The organism is Flavobacterium sp. RSP46, from assembly GCF_003984825.1.
Taxonomy (GTDB): domain Bacteria; phylum Bacteroidota; class Bacteroidia; order Flavobacteriales; family Flavobacteriaceae; genus Flavobacterium.
This window is the reverse complement of sequence record NZ_RYDM01000001.1, coordinates 926,015-950,913: the sequence shown is the minus strand read 5'-3', so window position 1 is coordinate 950,913 and position 24,899 is coordinate 926,015. Positions and strand designations below refer to the sequence as shown.

Annotated in this window: 24 protein-coding genes; 10 read left to right on the top strand and 14 right to left on the bottom strand. The window is 35.8% G+C overall.

The features are described 5' to 3' along the window. Window positions 1-538: 538 nt before the first annotated feature. Both EKM01_RS04330 and EKM01_RS04325 read left to right on the top strand, forming a co-directional pair. Window positions 539-1,033 carry an RNA polymerase sigma factor gene (locus EKM01_RS04330; RefSeq protein ID WP_126767028.1) on the top strand — a complete coding sequence of 165 codons (495 nt, stop codon included), beginning with the start codon at window positions 539-541 and terminating at the stop codon, window positions 1,031-1,033. A 5-nt stretch (window positions 1,034-1,038) separates the two neighbouring features. Further along, window positions 1,039-1,644, top strand: a complete 606-nt coding sequence (locus EKM01_RS04325; RefSeq protein WP_126463276.1) for a hypothetical protein — start codon at window positions 1,039-1,041, stop codon at window positions 1,642-1,644. A 24-nt stretch (window positions 1,645-1,668) separates the two neighbouring features. On the opposite strand, the gene EKM01_RS04320 is transcribed toward EKM01_RS04325, so the two are convergent. Together EKM01_RS04320 and EKM01_RS04315 are read right to left on the bottom strand one after the other, a co-directional pair. Beyond that, entirely contained in the window at window positions 1,669-2,478 is an 810-nt protein-coding gene (locus tag EKM01_RS04320) for a 1-acyl-sn-glycerol-3-phosphate acyltransferase (protein ID WP_126767025.1), read from the bottom strand. Window positions 2,479-2,616: 138 nt separating this feature from the next. After that, on the bottom strand, window positions 2,617-3,258 hold the full coding sequence (locus tag EKM01_RS04315) for a CoA pyrophosphatase (protein WP_126767022.1): 642 nt from the start codon (window positions 3,256-3,258) through the stop codon (window positions 2,617-2,619). Between the two features lie 93 nt (window positions 3,259-3,351). Between EKM01_RS04315 and EKM01_RS04310 the strand changes: the two genes are divergently transcribed. Then, window positions 3,352-3,792 (top strand): DUF4268 domain-containing protein, encoded by a 441-nt coding sequence (locus EKM01_RS04310; RefSeq protein WP_126456341.1) that lies wholly within the window; start codon window positions 3,352-3,354, stop codon window positions 3,790-3,792. A 31-nt stretch (window positions 3,793-3,823) separates the two neighbouring features. On the opposite strand, the gene EKM01_RS04305 is transcribed toward EKM01_RS04310, so the two are convergent. From EKM01_RS04305 to guaA, 11 genes are all read right to left on the bottom strand, one after another. Next, the gene (locus tag EKM01_RS04305; protein ID WP_126556195.1) at window positions 3,824-4,228 is read right to left on the bottom strand and encodes a hypothetical protein; all 405 of its coding nucleotides are present in this window, start codon (window positions 4,226-4,228) and stop codon (window positions 3,824-3,826) included. A 3-nt stretch (window positions 4,229-4,231) separates the two neighbouring features. Then, window positions 4,232-5,176 (bottom strand): nitronate monooxygenase family protein, encoded by a 945-nt coding sequence (locus EKM01_RS04300; protein WP_126767019.1) that lies wholly within the window; start codon window positions 5,174-5,176, stop codon window positions 4,232-4,234. A gap of 14 nt (window positions 5,177-5,190) precedes the next feature. Next, the gene (locus EKM01_RS04295) at window positions 5,191-6,804 is read right to left on the bottom strand and encodes a S8 family serine peptidase (RefSeq protein WP_126767016.1); all 1,614 of its coding nucleotides are present in this window, start codon (window positions 6,802-6,804) and stop codon (window positions 5,191-5,193) included. Window positions 6,805-6,907: 103 nt separating this feature from the next. Continuing rightward, window positions 6,908-8,095: a tRNA 2-thiouridine(34) synthase MnmA gene (mnmA, locus tag EKM01_RS04290; RefSeq protein WP_126456348.1), complete on the bottom strand. Its 1,188-nt coding sequence runs from the start codon at window positions 8,093-8,095 to the stop codon at window positions 6,908-6,910. 73 nt (window positions 8,096-8,168) lie between these two features. Continuing rightward, window positions 8,169-8,882: a toxin-antitoxin system YwqK family antitoxin gene (locus EKM01_RS04285; RefSeq protein ID WP_233589291.1), complete on the bottom strand. Its 714-nt coding sequence runs from the start codon at window positions 8,880-8,882 to the stop codon at window positions 8,169-8,171. Between the two features lie 84 nt (window positions 8,883-8,966). Next, window positions 8,967-10,871: a membrane protein insertase YidC gene (gene yidC, locus EKM01_RS04280; RefSeq protein WP_126463262.1), complete on the bottom strand. Its 1,905-nt coding sequence runs from the start codon at window positions 10,869-10,871 to the stop codon at window positions 8,967-8,969. Window positions 10,872-10,925: 54 nt separating this feature from the next. Next, window positions 10,926-12,539: a CTP synthase gene (locus EKM01_RS04275; protein WP_126556181.1), complete on the bottom strand. Its 1,614-nt coding sequence runs from the start codon at window positions 12,537-12,539 to the stop codon at window positions 10,926-10,928. Between the two features lie 72 nt (window positions 12,540-12,611). Further along, a complete protein-coding gene (locus EKM01_RS04270) occupies window positions 12,612-12,845 on the bottom strand; it encodes a DUF3820 family protein (protein ID WP_066082415.1) in 234 nt (77 codons plus the stop codon). 83 nt (window positions 12,846-12,928) lie between these two features. Continuing rightward, window positions 12,929-13,330: an OsmC family protein gene (locus tag EKM01_RS04265; RefSeq protein ID WP_126561696.1), complete on the bottom strand. Its 402-nt coding sequence runs from the start codon at window positions 13,328-13,330 to the stop codon at window positions 12,929-12,931. After that, window positions 13,330-15,282 carry a LysM peptidoglycan-binding domain-containing protein gene (locus EKM01_RS04260; protein ID WP_126767013.1) on the bottom strand — a complete coding sequence of 651 codons (1,953 nt, stop codon included), beginning with the start codon at window positions 15,280-15,282 and terminating at the stop codon, window positions 13,330-13,332. Before EKM01_RS04260 ends, EKM01_RS04265 begins: the two co-directional genes overlap by 1 nt. 130 nt (window positions 15,283-15,412) lie before the next feature. Continuing rightward, window positions 15,413-16,942: a glutamine-hydrolyzing GMP synthase gene (guaA, locus tag EKM01_RS04255; protein ID WP_126767010.1), complete on the bottom strand. Its 1,530-nt coding sequence runs from the start codon at window positions 16,940-16,942 to the stop codon at window positions 15,413-15,415. A 198-nt stretch (window positions 16,943-17,140) separates the two neighbouring features. On the opposite strand from guaA, the gene EKM01_RS04250 reads away from it, so the two are divergent. After that, window positions 17,141-17,668 (top strand): hypothetical protein, encoded by a 528-nt coding sequence (locus tag EKM01_RS04250; RefSeq protein WP_126767008.1) that lies wholly within the window; start codon window positions 17,141-17,143, stop codon window positions 17,666-17,668. A gap of 132 nt (window positions 17,669-17,800) precedes the next feature. On the opposite strand, the gene EKM01_RS04245 is transcribed toward EKM01_RS04250, so the two are convergent. Further along, window positions 17,801-18,469: a hypothetical protein gene (locus EKM01_RS04245; RefSeq protein WP_126767005.1), complete on the bottom strand. Its 669-nt coding sequence runs from the start codon at window positions 18,467-18,469 to the stop codon at window positions 17,801-17,803. 283 nt (window positions 18,470-18,752) lie between these two features. On the opposite strand from EKM01_RS04245, the gene EKM01_RS04240 reads away from it, so the two are divergent. The 6 genes from EKM01_RS04240 to EKM01_RS04215 all read left to right on the top strand — a co-directional run bounded on the left by EKM01_RS04240 (window position 18,753) and on the right by EKM01_RS04215 (window position 24,864). Beyond that, complete coding sequence (locus EKM01_RS04240; protein ID WP_126456079.1) at window positions 18,753-19,163, top strand: RidA family protein; 411 nt, start codon at window positions 18,753-18,755, stop codon at window positions 19,161-19,163. A gap of 35 nt (window positions 19,164-19,198) precedes the next feature. Then, a complete protein-coding gene (locus tag EKM01_RS04235; protein WP_126767003.1) occupies window positions 19,199-20,455 on the top strand; it encodes a voltage-gated chloride channel family protein in 1,257 nt (418 codons plus the stop codon). A gap of 294 nt (window positions 20,456-20,749) precedes the next feature. After that, window positions 20,750-21,754, top strand: a complete 1,005-nt coding sequence (locus EKM01_RS04230; RefSeq protein ID WP_126556164.1) for a bifunctional oligoribonuclease/PAP phosphatase NrnA — start codon at window positions 20,750-20,752, stop codon at window positions 21,752-21,754. Window positions 21,755-21,757: 3 nt separating this feature from the next. Beyond that, complete coding sequence (gene gldI, locus EKM01_RS04225) at window positions 21,758-22,417, top strand: gliding motility-associated peptidyl-prolyl isomerase GldI (RefSeq protein ID WP_126740677.1); 660 nt, start codon at window positions 21,758-21,760, stop codon at window positions 22,415-22,417. Window positions 22,418-22,431: 14 nt separating this feature from the next. Further along, window positions 22,432-23,556, top strand: coding sequence for a peptidylprolyl isomerase (locus EKM01_RS04220; protein WP_126463239.1), 1,125 nt, complete (start codon window positions 22,432-22,434; stop codon window positions 23,554-23,556). A gap of 33 nt (window positions 23,557-23,589) precedes the next feature. Then, entirely contained in the window at window positions 23,590-24,864 is a 1,275-nt protein-coding gene (locus EKM01_RS04215; protein ID WP_126463237.1) for a peptidylprolyl isomerase, read from the top strand. The last annotated feature ends 35 nt before the right edge of the window (window positions 24,865-24,899 follow it).

Genomic DNA, 24,899 nt, shown 5'->3' with positions numbered 1-24,899 from the left:
CCTTTATTCGCTTTTACAAGCTTTTTAATCCCTTTTTTTTATCCTTTTCTTAACTTTTTCTTTAACTAGCTGATATCACGTTTTTTGAAGATCAAAGTTTTTTCTTCTCCACATCTAGATTCAAAAGAAAGGATGACTTTATCTACAAATTTTAGGGGTTCTGCAGCCTTAACTAGTGTAAAATTGCCTTTCCTGTTTATTAAATCTTTAAAAATTCATGCTTTATTGCACTCAGCAATTCACTTTGCGTATTCAAGATAGCATCCCTAACTAGCATTCGAACAAAAAATCCGGTTTAACTCTTTCTTTTCAAACAGAAATCATGCTAAATCATTTCGGTAAACATCATCAAAAAGAACTATTTGCACGATACCTTATATATAAGGAGTACCTATCAATATATTCTCTCCATACTTTTAGAAGATAAATGACGCAAAAGCACTGCAAAACGAATAGTATCAAAAAAGGAACACTGTTGTGCTTCAAAAAAAAAGCACTACTTTGTAACAAAAACCACTATTGACTTACTAACGTATATATGAGTGATAATTTAGAACATTCTTTTGTAATGCAGTTGCAAGAAAATCAGAATATAATCCACAAGATTTGTAGGTTGTATACTAATGGCGATGATGCACACAAGGATTTGTTTCAGGAAATTACGATTCAGTTATGGAAGGCTTTTCCAAAATTCAGAGGTGACAGCAAATTTTCTACTTGGGCGTATCGAGTTGCTTTAAATACAGCAATTACTTTATACCGAAAAACAAAACGATCCATAAACACCATAGAATTTGAAAGACGACAACATTTCCTGAATGACGTGGAATATGATTATGAAGAAGAGGAGCAATTAAAATTAATGTACAAAGCGGTTTACCAGCTGAATGATATTGAAAAAGCATTGATATTTATGTATCTGGAAGATAAGGATTATCAGGAAATATCAGAAACATTAGGAATTAGCGAGGTAAATGCCCGGGTAAAAATGAATAGAATAAAAGGGAAATTAAAAAAAATATTAAATCCGTAAGGAATATGAAAGAGCTGGATTTATTAAAAAAAGACTGGCAGAAGAATGATAATTCTTTTGCGCAAGTATCCGAAACCGAGATTTACAAAATGATTCATAGAAAATCGTCTTCGATTGTGAAATGGATATTTATTATTAGCATCATTGAATTTATAGTGTTAAACACTTTAAGTTTTTTGCTGCCTGATGATAAAATAAGTAAATCTGAATCCATTGAAATTTTCATAACTGTATTAGATTATTTAAGTTACAGTGTAGCATTATTCTTCATGTACTTATTCTATAAAAATTATCGTTCTATTTCAGTCACTTCGAATACTAAAAAACTGATGGAATGCATTTTAAATACCCGGAAAACAGTCCGATACTACATAGGATATAATTTGTTACTTGTGTTTTTTGTTGCTGTACTTTTACTATCCTATGAAATTCAAATTAAGTCTGCAACGACCAATGACGATGGAGTAAGAATATTTTTTACTTGTATTATTATGCTATTGTTTATCCTTATTTTAGTAGGTATGGTATGGCTGTTTTATCAATTGATTTATGGAATTTTACTAAAAAAATTGAATAGAAATTATGCAGAATTAAAGAAAATTGATTTATAAAAAAAGAGGCTTTTGCCTCTTTTTTTAATATTCCCATTTTCTAAATTTATTCAACTCTTCTTGCTCTTTAATATCTTCAGCAGGAATAACTTTAAGGAACGAAGGATGCTGCTCAATAGCAAATTCTACTTTTTCGACTATCTCATCAACTGTATCATTGTCATAATCAATACCTAAGGGCTCTTTAATAATGAACGATTGCAGAATTCCTTTCTTTTTCATCCGAAACCCTTTTTTATCAAATGAACGACGAAAACCATCTATAACAATAGGCACCACAATAGGCCTGTGTTGTTTGATAATATGGGCCGTTCCTTTACGAACTGGTTTAAAAGATTTTGTTGTTCCTTGCGGAAAAGTAATTACCCATCCGTCATTTAAGGCTGTTTTTATGTTTTCAGTATCATCCGGGTTAATTTCTTTTTTCTCCTGGACATCAACTCCTTTAGCACGCCAAGTCCGCTCTACAGAAATTGCTCCGGCATACGCCATAATTCTTGGTAACAATCCCGCCTGCATGGTTTCTTTGGCAGCAACATAATAAATATTCATTTTGGGTTGCCACAGATAGCAGACATTCTTAATAGTATCTTCTCGTCCGCTCAAACTTGCGTTAAAAACATGAAACATAGCTACTACATCTGCAAAATAAGTTTGATGATTGGAAATAAACAGCACGTTAGTGTCCGGTAAATTTCTGATAATTTCTGACCCTTCAATTTGCAATTCATTGAATCCTCTATAGCGTCTGTGAGTCACGACACCAAAAATCCGAATTAACCATTTTTTTATAAATAATACATGACCAAAAGGATTTCTCTTAAATAATCCCATAAAATTGTGTGTTTTTTTTAAAAATTCTAAATACAAACTTACGAAAATTATATTTGAAGTTGAGTACTGAAGTACACAGAAAAAAATTGAACATGACAGCCAATTAATTGCTCTTTTCAATTCCTAAACAAAACTATTTTAGCGTAAAACTTCCTTTAACACATCTTTCAATTCGCTCAACATCATCGCTGTAGCTCCCCAAATAATGTGTTCTTCAATTTTGAAAGCCGGTACATTTATATCATTCGCATAAGAAGTTGACAATTTTGCTTCAATTACAATTGCATCGCTTAAAAAAGTTGACAACGGTATTTCGATAATACTGGCTACTTCAGCAGGTTCCAGTACAAATACAAGTTCTTCTTTACTAATTCCCAAAAAAGGATACACCATAAAATTACTTGGCGGAATATAAATTTGAGTAAATGGTTTAATAATTTCAATTTTATCTGGATGGATCCCTACTTCTTCATGTGTTTCACGTAAGGCTGTAATTGCATAATTCCCATCCTGTAATTCATACTTGCCTCCTGGAAATGCAATTTGTGCTGAATGAACTCCTTTATACGAGTTTCTCACAATTAAAACGAAATGAACACTGTCCTTTTTAGGATAAAAAAGCATCATCACTGCTGCTATTCTTGGATTTTCAGCCTCTATAGTACTCTTTTTCAAGCTTTCCAATCGCTCTAGTGGCGCCATTTTGATATGTGCGTCAAATGCAGGAAGCCCAGCATTAATTAATTTAGGAACAAACCGTAAAAATTCTTGAAAATCCATAATCAAAGTCTATTTTTGTACACTGAAATTTAATATAAATATAGTTTAGAAAATGTGCTTGAGCAAATTTTCCAGGATCAAAAAGCCCCTAAAATGTACAGTAAAGAAGAGACCCAAAGATTAAAGCGAGAATTCTGGATTGCATTTGCAGAAAAATATCCCAGAAAATGGGTCTTATATGATACTAAGATTAAAGATTTCTCCTTTAAATTTTACGTAGACAATAAAAAAGCGCAAGTTTTAATAGATATTGAACATCGAAGTGACGAAAAAAGAATGGCTTATTTTGAAAAATTCGAAGCGTTAAAAAACATTCTTGAAGAGGAATTTATCAAAGATTTGATTTTTGAAAAAGACTACACTCTGGAAAGCGGAAAAACAATTAGCCGCATTTGGGTTGAAAAACTGGGTGTGGGAGTTAGCAATAAAAACTATTGGAATGAAATCTTTGATTTTTACAACGAAAAGATGAATGCTGTAGAATTATTTTATTTAGAATATGATGGTTTCATCAAAGACATCGAAAAACTTTAAAGCAACAAAATCTAATACGATAATTCACTGTTTACATATTGAAAATATTATAAACTATTATCCGATTGTCATAATTGATATAGAGCTGTTTCCTGTTATTTTGTTTTTTTCTGGTTATGATTGAGACGGTACAATCGACCCCCTCATTGTCTTTACAGGTAAATGAATACACAATATCAGTCTCATTTTCTTCGATGGGTTGATACTCGATTATTTCAAATAATTGAATGATTTGAGAATAAACTACAATCCTGTTTTTATCCGTATCCAAAGTAACACGGAGATTGACCAGCTGTAAATCTGACCACTTATCCCCTTTTTCTTTTTTTTCTAAAACACTAAATCCTGATGTTTTAAACGTATAGCTTTGTCCATAAGAAGTATGCAACCCTATGACCAAAAAAAACAATATCTTGTATATTTTTGTCTTTGTCATTGTTTAAAAATTGAAATTCAACACTTCCCTTTTTGCCAATTCAAAATCAGATATCATTTCCTGGACAATTTCTCCCGCTGGTCGTATCGCGTGAATAATACCTGCTATTTGACCAATTTCTAATTCTCCTTCAATTACATCACCCTCAAACATCCCTCGTTTTGCTCTAGCTCTTCCTAATAAGGAAACAATTTCCTCTTTTGTAGGACCACTTTCATACAAATGCTGTACGTCTTGATAGAATTTATTTTTAATCAATCGTACCGGAGCCAGTTCTTTTAAAGTCAATTGTGTATCGCCTTCCTTCACCTTTACGATGATTTCCTTAAAATTATCATGAGCGGATGATTCGATAGACGCTGCAAATCTGCTTCCAACCTGAACGCCATCTGCACCAAGAACCATTACGGCTAACATTGCATGGCCTGTGGCAATTCCGCCGGCAGCAATCAACGGAATCTTTATTTTTTCTTTAACCATAGGGATCAACGCAAGGGTCGTAGTTTCTTCTCTCCCATTATGTCCTCCAGCTTCAAAACCTTCGGCAACAACGGCATCGACACCCGCATCTTGTGCTTTTAACGCAAATACAGAACTGCTGACTACATGCACTACCGTTATGCCATTTTTTTTTAAATATGAAGTCCACGTTTTAGGGTTTCCTGCTGATGTAAAAACAATTTTTACGTCTTCTTCAACAATAATTTTCATGATTTCTTCAATGTTTGGATACAACATAGGAACATTTACTCCAAAAGGTTTTGAAGTCGCTTTTTTACATTTCTGAATGTGTTCTCTCAAAACTTCAGGATACATGGAGCCTGCTCCAATTAATCCTAAACCTCCGGCATTACTGACGGCACTTGCTAATTTATATCCGCTGTTCCAAATCATTCCACCTTGAATGATTGGGTATTTTATTTTGAAAAGGGCTGTAATTTTGTTCATGTGCTCCTACTGTATTATTGTTTCATTATTTTTCCCGTTTTAGAAAAACCAACGGATTCCATTTTATAAAAGTACATTCCTTTCTCCAATGTTTTTAAGGAAATAGTTGCGGATTGAGGAGTTACTTTTTGTTCTAAAATTTTTTGGCCTAAAAGAGTATAAATAAATAAGGTACCCATTTCAAATTTTGAAGGTAAAGAAACCGAAACAAAATCGCTTGTCGGATTGGGATAAATAATAAAATCATCTTTCGAAAAAGAAGCTATGGACAATTGATTGCTTAGCGCCAAATTAAAATCGGGGATTCCATATCCGTACTGATTATTTGGTACTGAAAATTTATCGGATGATTTGAGTACTAATTCTCTAATTTCCCTATTCGTTTTTTTAGGAAATACCTGCCACAAACACGCTACCATTCCTGCCATAATTGGACTGGAAAAAGAAGTTCCGCTTGCCGTTACAATATTTCCTAACACATTAGAAACTACTGCTGCTTGTCCTTGTGCCATTACATCCGGTTTTATTCTTCCGTCAAAAGAAGGACCAATTGAACTGAAAGAAGTTTTTACTTCAGAGGAATTTACTGCACCAACTGCAATTACTGAAACAGCATCTGCCGGAACAGCAATATGAGGATTTGAGGAACTTCCTGAATTACCGGCCGATGTCACTAAAACCATTCCTCGGCTAAATGCAATTTCAGCTCCTCGAGACATAAATGCAGTTGTGCCATTCATTTCGGCATACGTATGATTGTAGGCCTGATTATCAAAATCAAAATAACCCAAAGAGGTATTAATAATATCGACCCCTAAACTATCTGCTTTTTCTGTTGCTTCAACCCAAAGTGATTCTTCCACAGGATTTTCAAAAGTATCGTCTTCCGTAATAAATAAATAATAAGAGGCATCCGGTGCCGTTCCTACAAGAGCATTTTCTTTATAACCGCCCATTGTAGAAAGTACAGAAGTTCCATGAAAAGAACCGGTATAAAAATTTGGATTTCGTAATACAAAATTATAACCTCCTAAAATCTGACTGTTATTTCTTAATCTTTCAAAAGGAAGTATGGTATTTACACCCGGAAATCCGGCATCCATAACGGCAATTATTTTTCCTGATCCAGTATAATTCTGCTGGTGCAACAGGTGCCCATTGAGCATCCGTATTTGAGTTGAAGAAGATCCGTAAGCGTAATCAATTTTGGTTTTACTAGTCTTGTTCTCTTTTTTTACCTTAATTGATTTTGCGGTTTTACCTTTTTGATTTAACGATTTGTCTGCAAAATCAACTTTATCTACAAAAGAAAATAGGGCTAATGACTGTATCGCTACCTGTTCTCCTCTAACATGAATGGCATTCATCCATTTAGATTTTGCCATAACAGTAATTCCCGATGTAGATTTTACTTGATTAACATAGGAAGCTTCTACCGGAATATCTTTAAAATCTAAGGCAATATTTTGATTGGATCTTCTGTCCAATGCTCTTTGAGAAAGCATTTTCAGTGGTGAATCAACATAGAATTGAGAATTGGGCTTCGCATTAAAATACACCCAAGCATCCTGTTGTGAAAAACCCACAGTAGTAATGAATAGAAAAAAGAATAAATAGAATTTTCTCATAGGTAACTATATTGTTAAGATATAAAGATATAGCTTCCAATGAAATTAAATAGCAATTGAAACTACGGTTTTTCTTGAAATCATACTAAAATAAAGTACTAAACTAAGAAATAACTCCTGAACCAACTAATTCATCCCCTAAATACCACGCGGCAAATTGTCCTTCGGTTATTGCCGACTGCGGTTCGTTAAAGTCCACGTACATTTCATTTTCAAACTGATGCAAAGTAGCCCTTTGCAACGGTTGCCTGTAGCGTATTCTTGCCATCACCTCCATCGTTCCTCCATTGGCCAAAGCCAAATCTTTACGAATCCAATGTACTTCTTCTTTTTCAATACGCAATGCTTTCTTGAATAATCCGGGATGTTGACTTGATAATCCGGTATATATCGTATTGGTTTCTACATTCGTGGCTATAATAAACAAGGGATCCGTTGTGCCTCCTACATTTAAACCTTTTCGTTGTCCAATAGTAAAATAATGAGCCCCTTGATGTTTCCCCACTATTTTTCCCATTTGTGGCGTGTACGGAATTTTTCTTGCTGCTGATTTTAAATCCGCTTCTACACTTAGGCCTACATGATTTTCAGCACTGTAAACAGGATCATTTTTATCTATTTGGATAATAATTCCGTCTTTGGGTTGCAATTTTTGTTGTAAAAATTCAGGCAAACGCACTTTTCCAATAAAACACAAGCCTTGTGAGTCTTTCTTTTCGGCAGTTATCAACTCCATTTGGGCAGCAATTTCACGTACTTCCGGTTTAGTTAATTCGCCAATAGGAAATAAGGATTTTGCTAATTGCTCTTGGGATAATTGACACAAGAAATAGGATTGATCTTTATTGGTATCGGCACCGGCTTTCAGTTGATACACGGTTTCGCCATTCACTTTGATTTCACTTTTTTGACAATAATGCCCCGTTGCAACATAATCAGCACCAAGACTCAAAGCAATTTTCATGAAAACTTCAAATTTTATTTCCCGATTACAAAGCACATCGGGATTTGGAGTACGCCCTTTTTCATATTCATTGAACATGTAGTCTACGATTTTTTCTTGGTATTCAACACTTAAATCTACCGTTTGAAATGGAATTCCAAGTTTTTCGGCAACTAACAATGCATCATTACTGTCCTCCAGCCATGGGCATTCATTAGAAATAGTGACTGAGTCGTCATGCCAATTCTTCATAAAAAGACCAATAACTTCATACCCTTGTTGCTGCAACAAATAAGCAGCAACACTTGAATCTACTCCTCCGGAAAGTCCTACAACTACACGCTTCATCTTCAAAAAATTAAAATTTTATAAGGGTGCAAAGTTACAAAAAGATTTACAACAGTAATGGCTAACGATACCGTTAATTGTTTTTTGATTTTGTGGCATTTTCTGTAAAGCTCATATTGATTTCTTTGACTACTTTTTCTTTTTCAAAAAACTGCCATATACCCGCTTTCTTTCCATTTACGAAGTGTCCTTTAGAGACTGTATTCCCGTTGGAATCTCTAAAGATTGCTAAACCGTTATAAAGGTCGTTCTTGAAAGCAGACTCTTCCAACACGATTCCTTTTTCAGTATATTTTTTATAAAAGCCATTTTTTAAATTATTTATATAATTGATTTCTTCGGCAATTTTTCCACTTAAATAGAATACGGTACGCAAACCTTCAAGTTTTCCTTTACTATAGTGTTCCGTTGTCATTATATTTTTTGAGGCCAAATGGTAATAGTTCCATTGACCCTCAAATACTTTATTGATCACTTTTCCTTCACTTACTTTATTCTTGTTTTGGTCGTAAAAAATAGTAAACGCTGCATTGTCTTTTGGATTAAATTCTCGAGTTGCAATTAGCGATTTTGCTCTGGTATCATCAAAAAAATTAAAAATACCAATTTCTTTTCCGTGCTCAAAAGTTCCTTCATATCTAGGTCGTTTTGAGGTTTCATATACACCTTTCCACACTCCGTGTTTTTTCCCTTTTGCATCTAATACATTAAAATCAGTTTGTGCATAAAGAAAAAACACATTCAAAAACATCAAAACCAATATTCTTTTTTTGTAATATGTTTTCATAATTACTTTTTTTAGTACCGAATTCAGGTCACTTAAATTAATCTAATAAAAAAGCTCTCAATATTTGAGAGCTTTTTTTATGCATTATTTTTTCTTTTGTTGTGCTTTTTGAGCTTCGGCTTGTTCCATCACTTCTTGCAGTTTTTTCTGGAATTTACCTTGCTTTTTGGGCTCTTTCAATTTATTCTCTTGAATTTGAGTATGAATCTTATCACTATCGATAAAGTATCGTTTGATGACAATCATAATTCCAATGGTAATCAAATTCGAAATAAAGTTATACAAACTCAATCCCGCACCATAACTATTAAAGAAAAACAACATCATGATTGGCGACACGTATATCATAATTTTCATCATTTTTGCCATATCCGGCATTCCTTCTTGCTGCGGAGCAGCCATTTGCTGGTCTCCAGAAGTCATTTTCATGTAAAAGAAAATAGCAATCGAAGCCAGAATAGGAAACAAACTGATGTGATTTCCGTAAAACGGAATATAGAAAGGCAAACGGATTACTTCATCAAAAGACGATAAATCATCCGCCCAAAGGAAACTTTTTTGTCTTAACTCAAATGCCGATGGAAAAAACTGAAACGAAGCATACATAAATGGCAGCTGAATCAATGCTGGAATACAACCTGCCATAGGATTTACTCCCGCTTTGTTATACAACTTCATTGTTTCCTGTTGTTTCTTCATAGGGTCTTTTTTGAATTTTTCACCCAATTCTGTTATTTCAGGACGCAATACTTTCATCTTAGCCTGTGACAAGAACGATTTAAAAGTAATAGGCGACATTGCTATTTTTATCAAAATTGTAAAAATAATTATCGCAATTCCATAAGAAATATAAGAACTTAAAAAGGCAAATAATGGAATAAAGATAAACTTATTGATCCACCCAAAAATTCCCCAACCCAGTGAAATAATTTTTTCCAGATTTTGATCGTATGAGTGTAATGTCTTATAATCTGTTGGACCAAAATACCAACTCATTTTGTGATCTAATTCGCCATTAGTAAATGCTAATGGGATGTTAGCATTAAATTGTTTTGTAAAAGTAGTATCCACTTTGTCATCCAGCACTAAATTTGTTGATTTTAATTTAGCCGTTTCGAAAGGGGTTTGCGTTAAAAGAATCGTTGAGAAAAAATGCTGTTTGAAAGCTACAAAAGTGGCTTTATCTAAGTCAGATTCTTCCGTCTGACCCAATCCTGCGTAATCTATTTTTCCGTCTTCATGTTCAAAATAGATTTCAGTATACCGGTTTTCATACGAAACACTTTTCTCGTTTCGGTAGGTTTTTAAATCCCACTCTAAATCTACTGGTTTGGCGGTATTCAAGACTTTATTCAATCCTTGGGAACGAATGTCAAAACCAATCATATATTCGTTTGGTTTCAACACGTATTTGTATTCCAAGAATTCATTAGCTCCCGCTTTCAATTTCATGGATAATATTTGATCTGCTCCAACTTTTGTCAAGGTCGGTTCAAAATACAAGTCTTTTGAATTTAAAGTACGGTTATCACTAGTCAGCAATTGTACATTTAAATTGGCATTATTGTCTTTGATCAATTGCACTAATTGTCCTGAACCTTTCTTGAATTTTTCAAATTTTTTCAAAGTAGCCTCCACAATATAGCCTCCTTTATTGGCTATTTTTAGCATAACCAATTCGTTTTCAATAGTTGTAAAGCCTGCTTTTGCTGAAGGTAATGTTGCAGAATAGGCAAAATTCCCTAAGGTTTTTTGCAACTGCGCCAGTTGAGTTGAATCTCCGGTTGCAGCAACCTCAATTGTTGCTTTTGCAACCGTTTTAGCTTCTAACTCTTTCGCTTTAGCTTCCTGAATCACCAATTCTTTTTGTGCTTTTTCAGCGGCAATTACTTTCTCATCAGGTTGATTTTGATACATGATAAAAATCAAAATACCAAAAATTAATACAAAACCTATGATCGAATTGAGGTCAAATTTTTTTTGTTCCATTATAATTAAAAAAAGTTATAAATTTTAGGTTTACTGAAACCCAATCGTTTTCAGTTATTTTTTCTTTGCCTGAACGGCTGCTGCCACAAAATTCACAAAAATAGGATGCGGATTTGCAACCGTACTCTTGTATTCCGGATGGTATTGCACGCCAATAAAAAACGGATGATCTTCTATTTCTATAATTTCTACCAATCCCGTATCAGGGTTTACGCCTGAAGCCATCAATCCGGCATTTTCTAATGGAGCAACGTATTTACTGTTGTACTCATAGCGGTGACGGTGGCGTTCTGAAATGGTTTCTTTTCCGTAAATTTTATAGGCTAATGTATCTTTTTTGATGTCGCATTTCCATGCACCAAGACGCATTGTTCCGCCCTTATCCGTGATAGTTTTTTGCTCTTCCATGAGGTTTACTACCGGATAAGCGGTGTGTTCATTCATTTCAGTTGAATTAGCATCTTTATAACCCAACATATTTCTTGAATATTCTATGATGGCCATTTGCATCCCCAAACAAATTCCGAAAAACGGCACTTTATTCTCACGGGCATATTGCACTGCTGCAATTTTTCCTTCAATTCCTCTTTCTCCAAAACCTGGAGCAACCAGAATTCCGTCTAAACCTGAGAATTTTTCCTGTATATTATTTGCATCAATGTGTTCTGAATGAATCGAAATCACATTTACCTTTGTTTCATTAGCTGCACCGGCATGGATAAATGCTTCCAAAATAGATTTGTAGCAATCCTGCATTTCTACATATTTTCCTATCAAACCTATATTCACGGTATGCTTTGGATTTTTTAATCGGCGTAAAAAAGTATTCCAGTTTTTTAAATCCGGAGCCGCTTTTTTAGGTAAATCTAATTTTTTTAACGCCACAACATCAAGTCCTTCTTCCAGCATTAGATTCGGCACTTCATAAATCGTGGAAGCATCAATAGACTGAATAACAGCTTCTCTTTTTACATTACAAAACAAAGCCAGTTTATTGCGTAATTCTTCAGAAATTTCGTGTTCCGTTCTGCACACTAAAATATCTGCTTTTATTCCGCTTTCCATCAAGGTTTTTACGGAATGCTGGGTTGGTTTTGTTTTCAACTCTCCCGCGGCAGCTAAATAAGGAACCAGAGTAAGGTGAATTACAATCCCATTATGCTCTCCTAATTCCCAAACTAATTGACGAACAGATTCTATGTAAGGTAAGGATTCAATGTCTCCTACTGTACCCCCAATTTCAGTGATGACAATATCATAATCGCCGGAATTTCCAAGCAACTGCATTCTTTCCTTGATTTCATTGGTGATATGAGGAACTACTTGTACTGTTTTTCCTAAAAACTCACCTCTTCTTTCCTTTTCAATAACCGAAAGATAAATTCTTCCTGTAGTCACATTATTCGCCTGAGAAGTAGGAACATTCAAAAAACGCTCGTAATGCCCTAAATCCAAATCCGTTTCGGCACCATCATCAGTCACATAACATTCTCCATGTTCATAAGGATTTAATGTCCCTGGATCTACATTAATGTATGGGTCAAACTTTTGGATGGTTGTACGGTATCCTCTAGCTTGTAACAATTTTGCCAAAGATGCTGCAATGATTCCTTTCCCTAAAGAAGAAGTCACACCGCCAGTAACAAAAATATATTTCGTTTGATTCATTCTGTTGTTATTTGTATTGTAGTTGTGTAAAAAACGTGGCAAAAGTACAATTATAAATTGTCAAATTGAAAATTAAATCGGTTTTGGGTACCGTTTTTTTATATTTCGAATTAACTCTTCCAGACCATTGAGTTTCAATTCATAAATTAATTTCAGTTGTTCCCCTAGTTCCCCTTTAGGAAACCCTTTATTGCTATACCAAACAATATAGTATTCCGGGATATCGATAAGAAACCAGCCTTCGTATTTACCAAAAGGCATTTTAGTATGGGCTAGCTTGATGAGTTGTTTTTGGTTTTGATCCATTTTATAATAAAAAAGAAGCAAGAGACAGGAAAACAAGAAGAAATAATCATTTTTGTTTCCTGTCTCTTGCTTCCAAAGACTATTTAATTCCAGTTAAAAATAATTCGTTTCTCGATTTCGGGATGCAGACTCAGGAATACAGGACAGGTCATTGCTGCACTTTCCAGTATTGTTATATTCTTTACATCAGCAGTTCCGTACATCTCAAAATTAATCGCTATCACATCAATACGTCTGGGTTCCATTTTCATTATTTTGACCACCTCAGCGGTAGATCCTTTTAAATCCACTTCGAGATCTCGTGCTTTTATTCCCATAATGGTCATCATACAAGTTGCCAGAGCATTGGCAACCGCATCCGTTGGAGAAAAAGCTTCTCCTTTCCCATTATTATCTAAAGGAGCATCCGAAAAAATTTCAGTCCCGGATTGCAAATGAATAGAAGAGGTTCTTAAATCCCCTAAATACGTTACTATTGATGTCATTATTTTGCTTCTTTTATGGTTAAATCGGTATCATAATATAAAATATAAATTCCTTTATTGGTATACCCACCATCTTCTTTTTTATAGAATTCAAACTTATTATCTATTTGTTCCGTTGCCGTAAAGGCTACTGTTTCCTGATATTTCTTATCTTGTGACAAACGCATCATCGTGTCAAAAGTAACATCAAAACCACGAATTGCATAAGCACTTGGAGTAATTTTATTCCTGTTTTTAAACTCTTTCTCAAAAATTAATGCTTCAGGTGTTTCATTTTCACGAGCAACTGACGGATACATTAATTTCAATTTTGTCAAATTCACAAAATTAATTTCGTCCGTGTCTAATGTTTCATTTGGTTCCAGAATTACTAACTGCACTTGATACGCAGACATAGCACTCAACATAGTGGCCATAGTTGCCTTGATCATACTCGTGTTTTCGGTTTCCATCACCACGTAATTCATTTTGCCTTTTACAAATAAACGCTGTAGATTTTCTGGAGACACACTGCCATTTGGATTAAGAGTTGCAAATTTAACGTCTTTATGATTTTCTTTTATAAACTGAATTACAGATTCTTTTTTCCTATCGACTACTGCTATAATAACGCCTCCTCTGGCTCGCATATAATTGAACATCGCATTTTTAACCTCAGTGGTCGTTGGAATGGTTTGATATAAATTACTAAGGGAGTTACCAACATCTTTTGATAAAGGGGAGATTACCGGAACCTGGTGTTTATGAAGTAATTCAGCCGTTATCTCGACGTTACTTTGATAAAATGGTCCAATTATAGCATCTGAATCTTCCAAATTATTTCGCTTAATTAATGCTGCTATATTAGAATAATCCTTAGTTTCCTGGGAATCATAGATACTCACATCAAGAGAAAGACCCAATTGTTTGGCAGAATCTATGGCCATTAATGCACCTGCATAAAAATCTAAAGTCATATTCAAAAACTTGTCGTTTTTCAAGCGGGTGATGATTGAATTTGCAGTATCCACCTCCATTTTTGCAATATTAAAGGGCAAAAGAAGCACTAGTTTTTTCCTGTTCGCGCTATTATTTGACAATACGGTATATTCTTTTTTAATTTCTTGCAAAACAGGAGTCGCTGACGGGACTTTCAAAATCATACCTTCTGTCACGCCCTGAGATAAAGCGGGGTTTAAAGCAATTAATTCCTCCTGACTCAAATTAAACATTCGGGACAAACTATACAGTGTTTCTTTCGGTTTTATAACATAGGAACGGTAACTAAAGAGTACTTTGGCTGGTTGTGCATTATTTTCTCCCATTTCTTCGTTGGACGCAAACGCTGCTTCCGTTTTATCTGCTTTTGGCCCCAAAGTTTCGGGATTCCCTTTGATACGCAATTTATATCCAATGGGTAAACCGGAAACTATTTCAGGATTTTTCTGCTCTAATTCTGCAATGGTAATTCCATAGTATTTCGCGATTGAGTATTTAGTTTCTTTTGGAAGCACATCGTGATACACTACTTTATCCTGATTTGATACTGTTTTTTTTAACCCATTTTTAGATGGAATAATAAGCGTCTGCCCTATTTGGAGGCCCTCGTTTTCAAGAAAAGGGTTCGCTTCTTTTAAAGCTTCATCCGTTACCTCATATTTTTTTTCGATACCATAGAGCGTTTCTTTTGGTGTCACTTCGTGAATTATAGCCTTCGCATCTGGTGTAGTCGTAGTCAACGGTTTTTGGCTGCCCCCTTTTTTAGGAATCAGCAAAATACTGTTTGGTTTCAATCCACTTTGAGCATCCGGATTTAGTTGATATATATCAAATGGAGTGACCTTGTATTTTTGAGCAATTTCGTTAATTGTTTCCCCTTTCGCCACTTTGTGCGTTGTATTTTTTTCTTGTGCAAAAACACTATCATGATTGAACAACAACAGCACCATACAAATTACAAAAAAATATTTCATCGTTTTCATTTATAAATTATTCAAATTAGTAATACAAGAACGGTACCAAATTTTATTCTAAAAAATTTGATACCGTTTATATGGGAACATTAACAAAAGCTGTTCTCAGAAAGGACTAAATAGTAAAGTATTATTCCCATTCAATAGTTGCCGGCGGTTTTGAACTGATATCATACACCACTCTATTAACCCCTTTTACTTTGTTGATTATGTCATTCGAGACTTTCATCAGGAAATCATAGGGAAGATGTACCCAATCTGCTGTCATACCATCTGTAGATTCTACAGCACGTAATGCAATTACTTTCTCATAGGTACGCTCATCTCCCATTACTCCTACGCTATTAACGGGAAGTAAAATGGCTCCGGCTTGCCATACTTTATCGTACAGTCCCCAAGATTTTAATCCGTCAATAAAAACAGCATCAACGTCCTGTAAAATCTGTACTTTTTCCGGGGTAATGTCTCCTAAAATTCTGATGGACAGTCCTGGTCCTGGAAAAGGATGTCTGCCTAATAATTCAGGGTCTATTCCTAAAGAAGCCCCTACTCTGCGTACCTCATCTTTAAAAAGCATGCGCAATGGCTCTACTATTTTTAGTTTCATGTAATCCGGTAAACCGCCAACATTATGGTGTGATTTTATGGTTGCCGATGGTCCTTTTACAGAAACGGATTCAATAACATCCGGGTAAATAGTACCTTGTGCCAACCATTTTACATCTTGTATAAGGTGCGATTCATCATCAAAAACTTCGATAAAGACACGTCCTATAATTTTACGTTTGGTCTCCGGGTCGCTGACACCTGCTAATTCAGATAAAAAACGATCACCGGCATCGACTCCTTTTACGTTCAAACCCATTCCTTTGTACTGATCCAGTACGTTCTGGAACTCATTTTTACGAAGCAAACCATTATTTACAAAAATACAATACAGGTTTTTACCAATCGCTTGATGTAATAAAACTGCTGCCACGGTAGAATCTACTCCTCCAGAAAGTCCGAGAACCACTTTATCGTCTTGTAGTTTTTCTTTTAATTCAACCACCATTTCTTCAACAAAAGCATTTGGCGTAAAATTTTGAGGCACTTCCGCAATTTTCACCAAAAAGTTCTCCAACATTTTAGATCCGTCGGTTGAGTGAAAAACTTCCGGATGGTACTGAATGGCGTACGTGGTTTCACCCTCTATTTTGTAAGCTGCAAATTCCACATCGTGGGTACTGGCAAGTTTTACTCCATTAGTGGGCAATGCTTTGATACTATCGCTATGGCTCATCCAAACTTGGCTGTTTTCAGAAACACCCTCGAAGAACACTTCATTCTCTTTTATAAAAGATAAATTAGCTCTACCATATTCTCTTGTATTTGAAGCTGCCACTTCACCTCCACTAAAATGAGATAAATATTGGGCTCCGTAACAAACGGCTAATAAAGGTAATTTTCCTCTAATTTGAGATAAATCAGGATGTGGCGCATCTTCTCCTCGAACAGAAAAAGGGCTACCACCAAGGATTACGGCTTTGTAAGAAGATAAATCACTCGGAAAATGATTGTATGGGAAGATTTCGCAGAATATATTTAATTCGCGAACTCTACGAGCAATAAGTTGTGTGTATTGCGATCCGAAATCTAAAATAAGTACGTTGTGTTGCATGTGCAAAAATACTTTTTATATTTTGAATTGAAAAATCGAATTTTAAAATATTTATTTTATTTTGGATCGCCAAAATAATTTCTCCTATCTTTTAAAAGAGAATTAGCCTTTTAGTCCATTTTGGAATTATCCTGAAATTAAGTTTAGAAGATAAAAGAGTACATTTGCAGCCCTAATAATCTACTTAAAACAGCAAAAATGAAAGCAAAAAATTTTATAGTCGTTGCCTTTTTTGGCTTTATTATCATTTCATGTAATGTAATTGATGATTTATTGACCTTTTCGATAGACAATCAAACGACCGTTACCATTCCATCTGGATTTCCAGTGAACACCGCTTTAGAATTAGTTACTCCAGATGTTCCGTCTAATTCTAGTACCGCATTTGAAAATAACAATACAAATGCCGAATTAGTCAAAGATGTAAAATTGAAAGAGATGAAATTGACGGTAACAAATCCTGCTAACAAATCATTTTCATTTTTAAAATCGATACATATTTATATTTCAACAAATGACAGCGACGAGATTGAACTGGCTTTTTTAGACGATATAAACGCAACATCAAACACGTTGAGTTTAACCTGTACCACAGCAAAATTAGACAAATACGTTAAAGCTTCCAGTTTTAAACTACGAACAAAAGCGATAACCAAAGAGGCGATTACTCAAGATATTTCCATAAAAGCGGACATGAAATTTCAAGTTACTGCAGATCCTTTTTAGAAAAAGCTATCAAACTAGTGGCTGACAAAATCCAAAGTGATTGTACCCTGAAATTTCAAATAAGACAAAAAAAGACCTTTGGAATCTCATTTCAAAGGTCTTTTTGTTTTTACAATACAGGATTTATGTCAACTATTCTTTGACCAAAATAATGGTCGCTTTAAAACCTGTTCCCAGATTCCATTGACTTCCTGATATCAAACCTCCTTTATCATTATATACTTTGAATTCAGCAGTATTGGGTCCTGAAGATCCCTGGTTCAACGCTTCAAATTCAATCTTGTTAAATCCTTTTTCTAAGACGATTTCAAATCCTTGAAAATTACTTTCAAGATTCACTTGGTACTGGATCACTTTATCGTTCAGATACACCCTGATCTGATCTCCATCAACGTAGGCCGCATCGCGATACATTACTTTTGCTGTGACAGATCCCGTGGTAAAATTGCCTAAATCTTGGTTTTTTCGATACACCAAACCTTCTGTTTTTTCTTCTTTTTTATTCCATTTGTCTCTATACACATCTCCCGGATTAATAAACTCATTTTTAGGAATCATCGAAAAATTATTTGCCGGCGCTACAGGAGCTGAAGCATTTGGTTTTGGATTTAATAACTCCGGATTTTTAAACACATTAGGTGTCTTAACAGGTGGAACACTCGCTTTTGGCGGAATTGGTTTTTTAATTTTTAGTGCGCTATTTTTAGGGGGAATGGCTTTAAATTTTGAGCTAAATTCGTTTTGGGCATATCCGCTTAGAGACATGCTGATGGTAATCATTAAAAATAAAATCCTTTTCATAACTTTCAAAATTAGGTTTTTTGTACCTGTAAAAATTTAAAAATAAAAAACCTATTGTACTTAATCAAAAATGAAGCACTAATTTAACTTTCATTTATAACTTATAATTTCCGATTTTATTATATTTTGGATACCCAAACACCATAAAAAACCGGTACATAAAAGGAATATTTTAATTACAAAACGGGTGATTTTATTTCGCTTTTTTTTATAACTTGCAAATAGTATGCCATACCAAAGCATCGCCTTCCATAACACTAAACAACCTTTAAACACTACTACAATGAAAAGAGAAAACATACTGACAGGTTCGCCATGGGAAGACAAAATGGGATATTGCCGCGCCGTACGCATTGGCAACTCTATTGAGGTTTCCGGAACTGTCGCACTGGTTGACGGCAAAAAAGTGAAAGCTAATGACGCCTATGCACAAACGCTCAATATTTTAGAACGTGTCGAAAAAGTTCTTGAAGACTTGGATGCAAGTATGAAAGATGTTATCAGAACCCGAATTTTCACTACTGACATTACTACTTTTGAATACGTTGCTAAGGCTCATGCTCAATTTTTTAAAGATATAAAACCTGCCACTGGTTTTTATGAAATCAGCAAATTAGTCGGTCCTGAATATCTAGTTGAAATTGAATTTACAGCAATAGCCCCTGAAAAATCATTAATTCAAGACGGATTATAATACTTTTGCACAAACACTTTGCCCCCTTTCCACTAATGAGTTTAGAAAAAACTAAAAAAATTACGACACTCCTGCTCAAATGGATTTTCATTTGCATTTTAATAGGTATTTTTTCCGGATCGGCATCTGCTTTTTTTCTGGTAGCATTAGAATGGGTAACCCAAACCCGAGACAACAACAACTGGATCATCTGGCTTTTGCCAATAGGTGGCTTGGCAATAGGACTGGGATATTACTATTGGGGGGAATCAGTCGTCAAGGGGAATAATTTATTGTTAAAAGAATACGAAAATCCGCAGCAAATTATTCCATTCAAAATGGCGCCTTTGGTACTTTTTGGCACCTTGATCACCCATCTTTTTGGCGGTTCAGCCGGCCGTGAAGGAACAGCAGTACAAATGGGCGGTGCCATTGCGGATCAGTTCACAAAACTATTTCAGCTTGACGTTTCCGAAAGAAAAACAATCCTCATTCTGGGAATCAGCGCAGGATTTGCTTCCATTTTTGGCACCCCTTTAGCCGGAGCCTTATTTGCTTTGGAAGTTGTTTTTTTTAGTAAAATCAATTTAAAAAGCATCCTATTATCGTTTTTTGTTGCCTATATCGCTTATTTCACCGTGGAACTTTGGCAGGTACAACACACGCATTATGCTATTCCTTTTGTCCCTTCAATTACTTTCATTACCTTATTCTGGGTAGTTCTCGTGAGTATTTTGTTTGGCTTGGTCGCCATGCTTTTCTCCAGAAGCACACATTTTTGGGGGCATTTATTTTCTAAAACCATATCGTTTCCGCCTCTTCGCCCTTTTGTGGGAGGATGTTTCATTGCATTAGCCGTCTATTTTATTGGAACTACAAAATACATTGGCCTTGGAGTTCCTATGATTATTGAGGCATTTTCGAGTCCAAATGCTTCTTATGATTTCCTACTAAAAATACTCTTTACGGGATTTACGCTGGGAGCAGGATTTAAAGGGGGCGAGGTAACCCCGCTATTTTTTGTTGGCGCTACTTTAGGAAGTGCCTTATCGCTGGTTGTGCCATTGCCAATTGCCCTTTTGGCAGGCATGGGGTTTGTGGCTGTTTTTTCCGGAGCCACCCATACACCTATTGCTTGCACGGTCATGGGAATGGAACTCTTTGGGATTGAAAGTGGTATTTTTATTGGGATTGCTTGTGTGTTGGCCTACTTTACATCCGGTTCCGTGGGGATTTACAACGCCCAAATTGTAAAAGGAGCAAAATACCATTTGTACCAAAAATTAAAAAGAAGCAACACCTACTTTTTATAACCCTCTAAAAGTTTGTTAATGGCATAACCCGATTAGTTAGAATTATTCAAAACGTCAGTTCCATTGTTTTTTTGTGGAGTAAAACGGAACAAAACTTCTCGATACGCTTCGCACTCGAAGTGATGTGTATCGAGAACCGTTTTTAATGAAATTTTCCTCTTTCTCGATGCCATCCCACCCAAAAGCGAGATCACTCGAACTGATGAAAATTATAATTAAAAACTAATTACACCCAACTGGTTATTTGTATAAATGATTTCAACATTACAGTAAAAAAATGTAATTTCGCAATCTATGAAAATACAAGACATTCAAGCGATACAGTTGTTATTAGCAACTCCTAAAAAGATTGCCATAATCCCACACCGAGGCCCTGATGGCGACGCCATGGGTTCTACCCTGGCTTTATATCATTTTTTATTAAAAAACAAACACCAGCCCGTTGTTGTTTCTCCCAATGAATTTCCAGATTTTCTGGCTTGGATGCCGGGCTCTGAAACGATTAAAATATTTGAAAAAGACAAACAAAATTGCACAAAAATCCTTGAAGAGGCCGATCTGATTTTTACCTTAGATTTTAATGCCTTGCACCGCACCGGCGATATGGAGCAGGTTTTATCCCAGCTAAAGGCACCCTTCATCATGATTGACCACCATCAAAAACCGGATGATTATGCCGCGATCACCTACTCTGATACGGCCTTTGGATCAACTTGTGAAATGGTGTACAACTTCATTTTATTCCTTGGAAAAAAGCAAGATATCGACAAGACTATCGGAACCTGCATTTATACTGGAATCCTAACCGATTCCGGTTCTTTTCGTTTTCCAAAAACAACTGGAACAACCCATAAGATTGTGGCTGAATTAATCGATTTAGGCGTTGAGAACACAGAAATCCCAAGCTTATTATTTGACAACAGCTCCTTTGGACGTTTGCAAATACTAGGAAGAGCGCTCCAAAACATGAAAGTACTTCCGGAACATAAAACAGCCTACACGACTCTTAGCCAGGACGAATTAAATTCGTTTGATTATGTAAAAGGCGATACAGAAGGTATTGTAAACTACGGATTAAGCATCAAGGGAATCATTTTTACAGCTATCTTTATAGAAAATAGAGAAGAAAAAATCATCAAAATTTCATTCCGTTCCCAAGGCGATTTTGATGTGAATCAATTTGCAAGAGACCATTTTAATGGTGGCGGACATCGCAATGCAGCCGGAGGGAAATCAGAAACATCAATGACAGAAACTATCAAAAAATTCGAAGATTTAGTAACAACGCTAAAAGTATAATCCATGTTAAAATTCAGTACGCCTATTGCACTGGTCTTTTTTTTGATTCTGGTTATGTCAAGCTGCAAGCAGCATCAGGAGGCGCGCAGACCCCTTTCGCAAGCTTCGGGAAGTTTCATGAAAAAATCAATTCAACGCAACAAAAAACTGGTGGCCACCGAAGAAGATAAAATTGAGGCTTTAATCAAAAGCGACCCAAAGATAAAATACCTTGCCTCAAAAAAAGGATATTGGTACACCTATCAAACCCGGAATGAAACGGATACGCTTACGCCAAAAAAAGGAGATGTAGCCTTTTTTGATTACGAGATAAAAGATTTAAAGGGAGCTATCATTTATTCTGAAGTAGAGCTAAGACCTCAAGTCTATTATGTTGACAAACAAAATATTATGATGGGATTGCGAGACGGCATCAAACTAATGCGTAAAAACGAGAAAGTTACCTTTCTTTTTCCATCAAATATGGGGTACGGTTACCATGGTGATGACAAAAAAATTGGCACCAACCAGCCCTTAATCTGCACGGTTACGCTGCGTGACTTTAAATCGGAAGCAACTTATAAAAAAGAGAACGAAGCACCAGTAAAAACAGTTGTACTCCCAGCTCCCAGCAAACAACAAGTACCGCCCACCAGTACACCTAAAGACACTATAAACCAATAAAAATAAAGTTAGAAATGAAAAAAAAGATCGTACTCGCATTCCTGGCAATTGCCTCATTTTACTCCTGTAAAGAAGAACACAGCGATCTTCCAGACGGTTTATACGCTAAAATTGAAACCAATAAAGGGGACATCATCGTACAATTAAATTTTGAAAAGGCCCCTATTACAGTAGCAAATTATGTGGCATTAGCAGAAGGGAAAAATGATTATGTGACCAATGAAAATCTTAAAAAAAGACCTTTTTTTGATGGTTTAAAATTCCATCGTGTCATCAATGACTTCATGATACAAACCGGAGATCCGCTAGGAACGGGTTCTGGTGATACCGGCTACAAGTTCAAAGATGAATTTACTGATTTGCAATTTGATAAAGGAGGCGTTCTGGCTATGGCCAATAACGGCCCGGCCACCAACAGCAGTCAGTTTTTTATCACGCATCTTGCTACACCTTGGCTAGATGGCAAACACACTATTTTTGGTCATGTAGTCGAAAAAGGGATGGAGGTCGTGAACAAAATTCAACAAAACGATTACATCAATACAGTTACCATTATCAGAAATGGAGAAGCGGCTAAAAAATTTAACGCAGTAAAAATATTCAATGATTATTTTGCTGTAGAAAATAAAAATCAAAAGGAAAAAGCAGCTGTAGATACTGAAAACAAGCGAGTTTACAACGAGAAATACAAAGAAGTCCGCAAACAAAAAGTAGCTTATTTTGCCGAATTGAAAGCCAAAGCAACAAAAACCAAAACAGGACTGCAATACGTGATCACCAAAAAAAGCGGGGGTAAAAAACCTGCTATTGGTACTGGCATCTTCATTCATTACGCCGGTTTTCTTGAAAATGCTGAATTATTTGATGCTAGTATCGAAAGTATTGCCCAAACTTTTGGAAAATACGATGAAAACAGAGCCGCTCAAAACGGCTACCAACCCATCCCTTTCCAAGCTGGTAAAAAAGATGGCATGATTCCTGGTTTCATTGAAGGCATCGAAAAATTATCGTTTGGAGACAAAGCCGTGATTTTTATTCCATCCCAATTGGGATATGGGGCAGCTGGAGCCGGAGGTGTGATTCCGCCTAATGCCAACATCATTTTTGAAATTGAATTATTAGAAAAAATGCCTCAATAATAGTAAGAAAATAAGCCTTTAAATTAGTACACTATGAAATTTAAAATTCTGGTTTTATTGTTTCTGGGAATGGTCAATGTACATTCCCAAACGGTCAAGAAATCTATTCCTGCCAAAAAACCGGTGACAACAGCAAAAGCAATTGTAAAAAAACCGGTGAAACCTGCGGTAAAAGCTCCGGTAGTTATTGAGGGAATTTTTGCAACAATTGCTACCAACAAAGGAGACATTGTAGTGGAACTAGCCTACCAAAAAGCACCGGTTACCGTTGCGAACTTCATTGCATTGGCAGAAGGTAAAAACACTTTTGTCACTGATGACAAACTAAAAGGAAAACCGTTCTTTGACGCTCTGAAATTTCACCGTGTCATACAAGATTTTATGATACAGACTGGAGATCCTTCCGGCAATGGTTCCGGTGGCCCAGGTTATAGTTTCAAAGATGAATTTACGGACTTGAGACACAACAAAGCCGGTATTCTTTCTATGGCTAATTCTGGACCTGCAACTAATGGAAGCCAGTTTTTTATCACCCATAAAGCAACGCCATGGTTAGATGGTAAGCACTCCGTTTTTGGGCATGTAACCCAAGGAATGGCCATCGTGAACGCTATTGCGCAAAGCGATGTAATTACAAAGATTACTATTGTGAGAAAAGGCGCTTTGGCCAAAAAATTTGATGCGCCAAAAGTATTCGCTGATTATTTCAACAATAAATCCGAAGACCAGAAAAAACAAGACCTGGCAAACGCTGAAAATAAAGCAAAACAAGCTGTTTTTGAAGCGGAAAACAAAGTAAAAAGAGAAGCGCTGGAAGCGGAAGCTAAACGAGTATACATGGAAAAATACGGTGCTGTAGTAACCGCTAAAAAAACCTATTTAGCCGCTGCTAAAGCGACAGCAACCATCACACCTTCCGGATTAGCGTACAAGATAACAGAGAAAGGAACCGGAGTAAAACCTGCTAACGGAGCAACATTTTATTTTCATTACGCAGGCTATTTTGAGGACGGAACCCTATTTGACAGTAGCTATGAAGAAGTCAATCAAGTCTACGGGAAATTTGATGCCAATCGTGCCGCCCAAAACGGATACCGAGCCTTCCCGTTTGAAGCCGGAAAAAAAGACGGCATGATACCCGGATTTATTGAAGGACTTGACAATATGGCTTTTGGCGATAAAGCAGTCATTTTTATTCCATCCAATCTGGCGTATGGCGAGCGAGGTGCCGGAGGCGTTATTCCGCCTAATACAATGCTTGTGTTCGAATTAGAAATGCTAGAAAAACAGCCAACTCCAAAACAATAAAATAAAATATTTGACAATTATAAAACCCGACAATT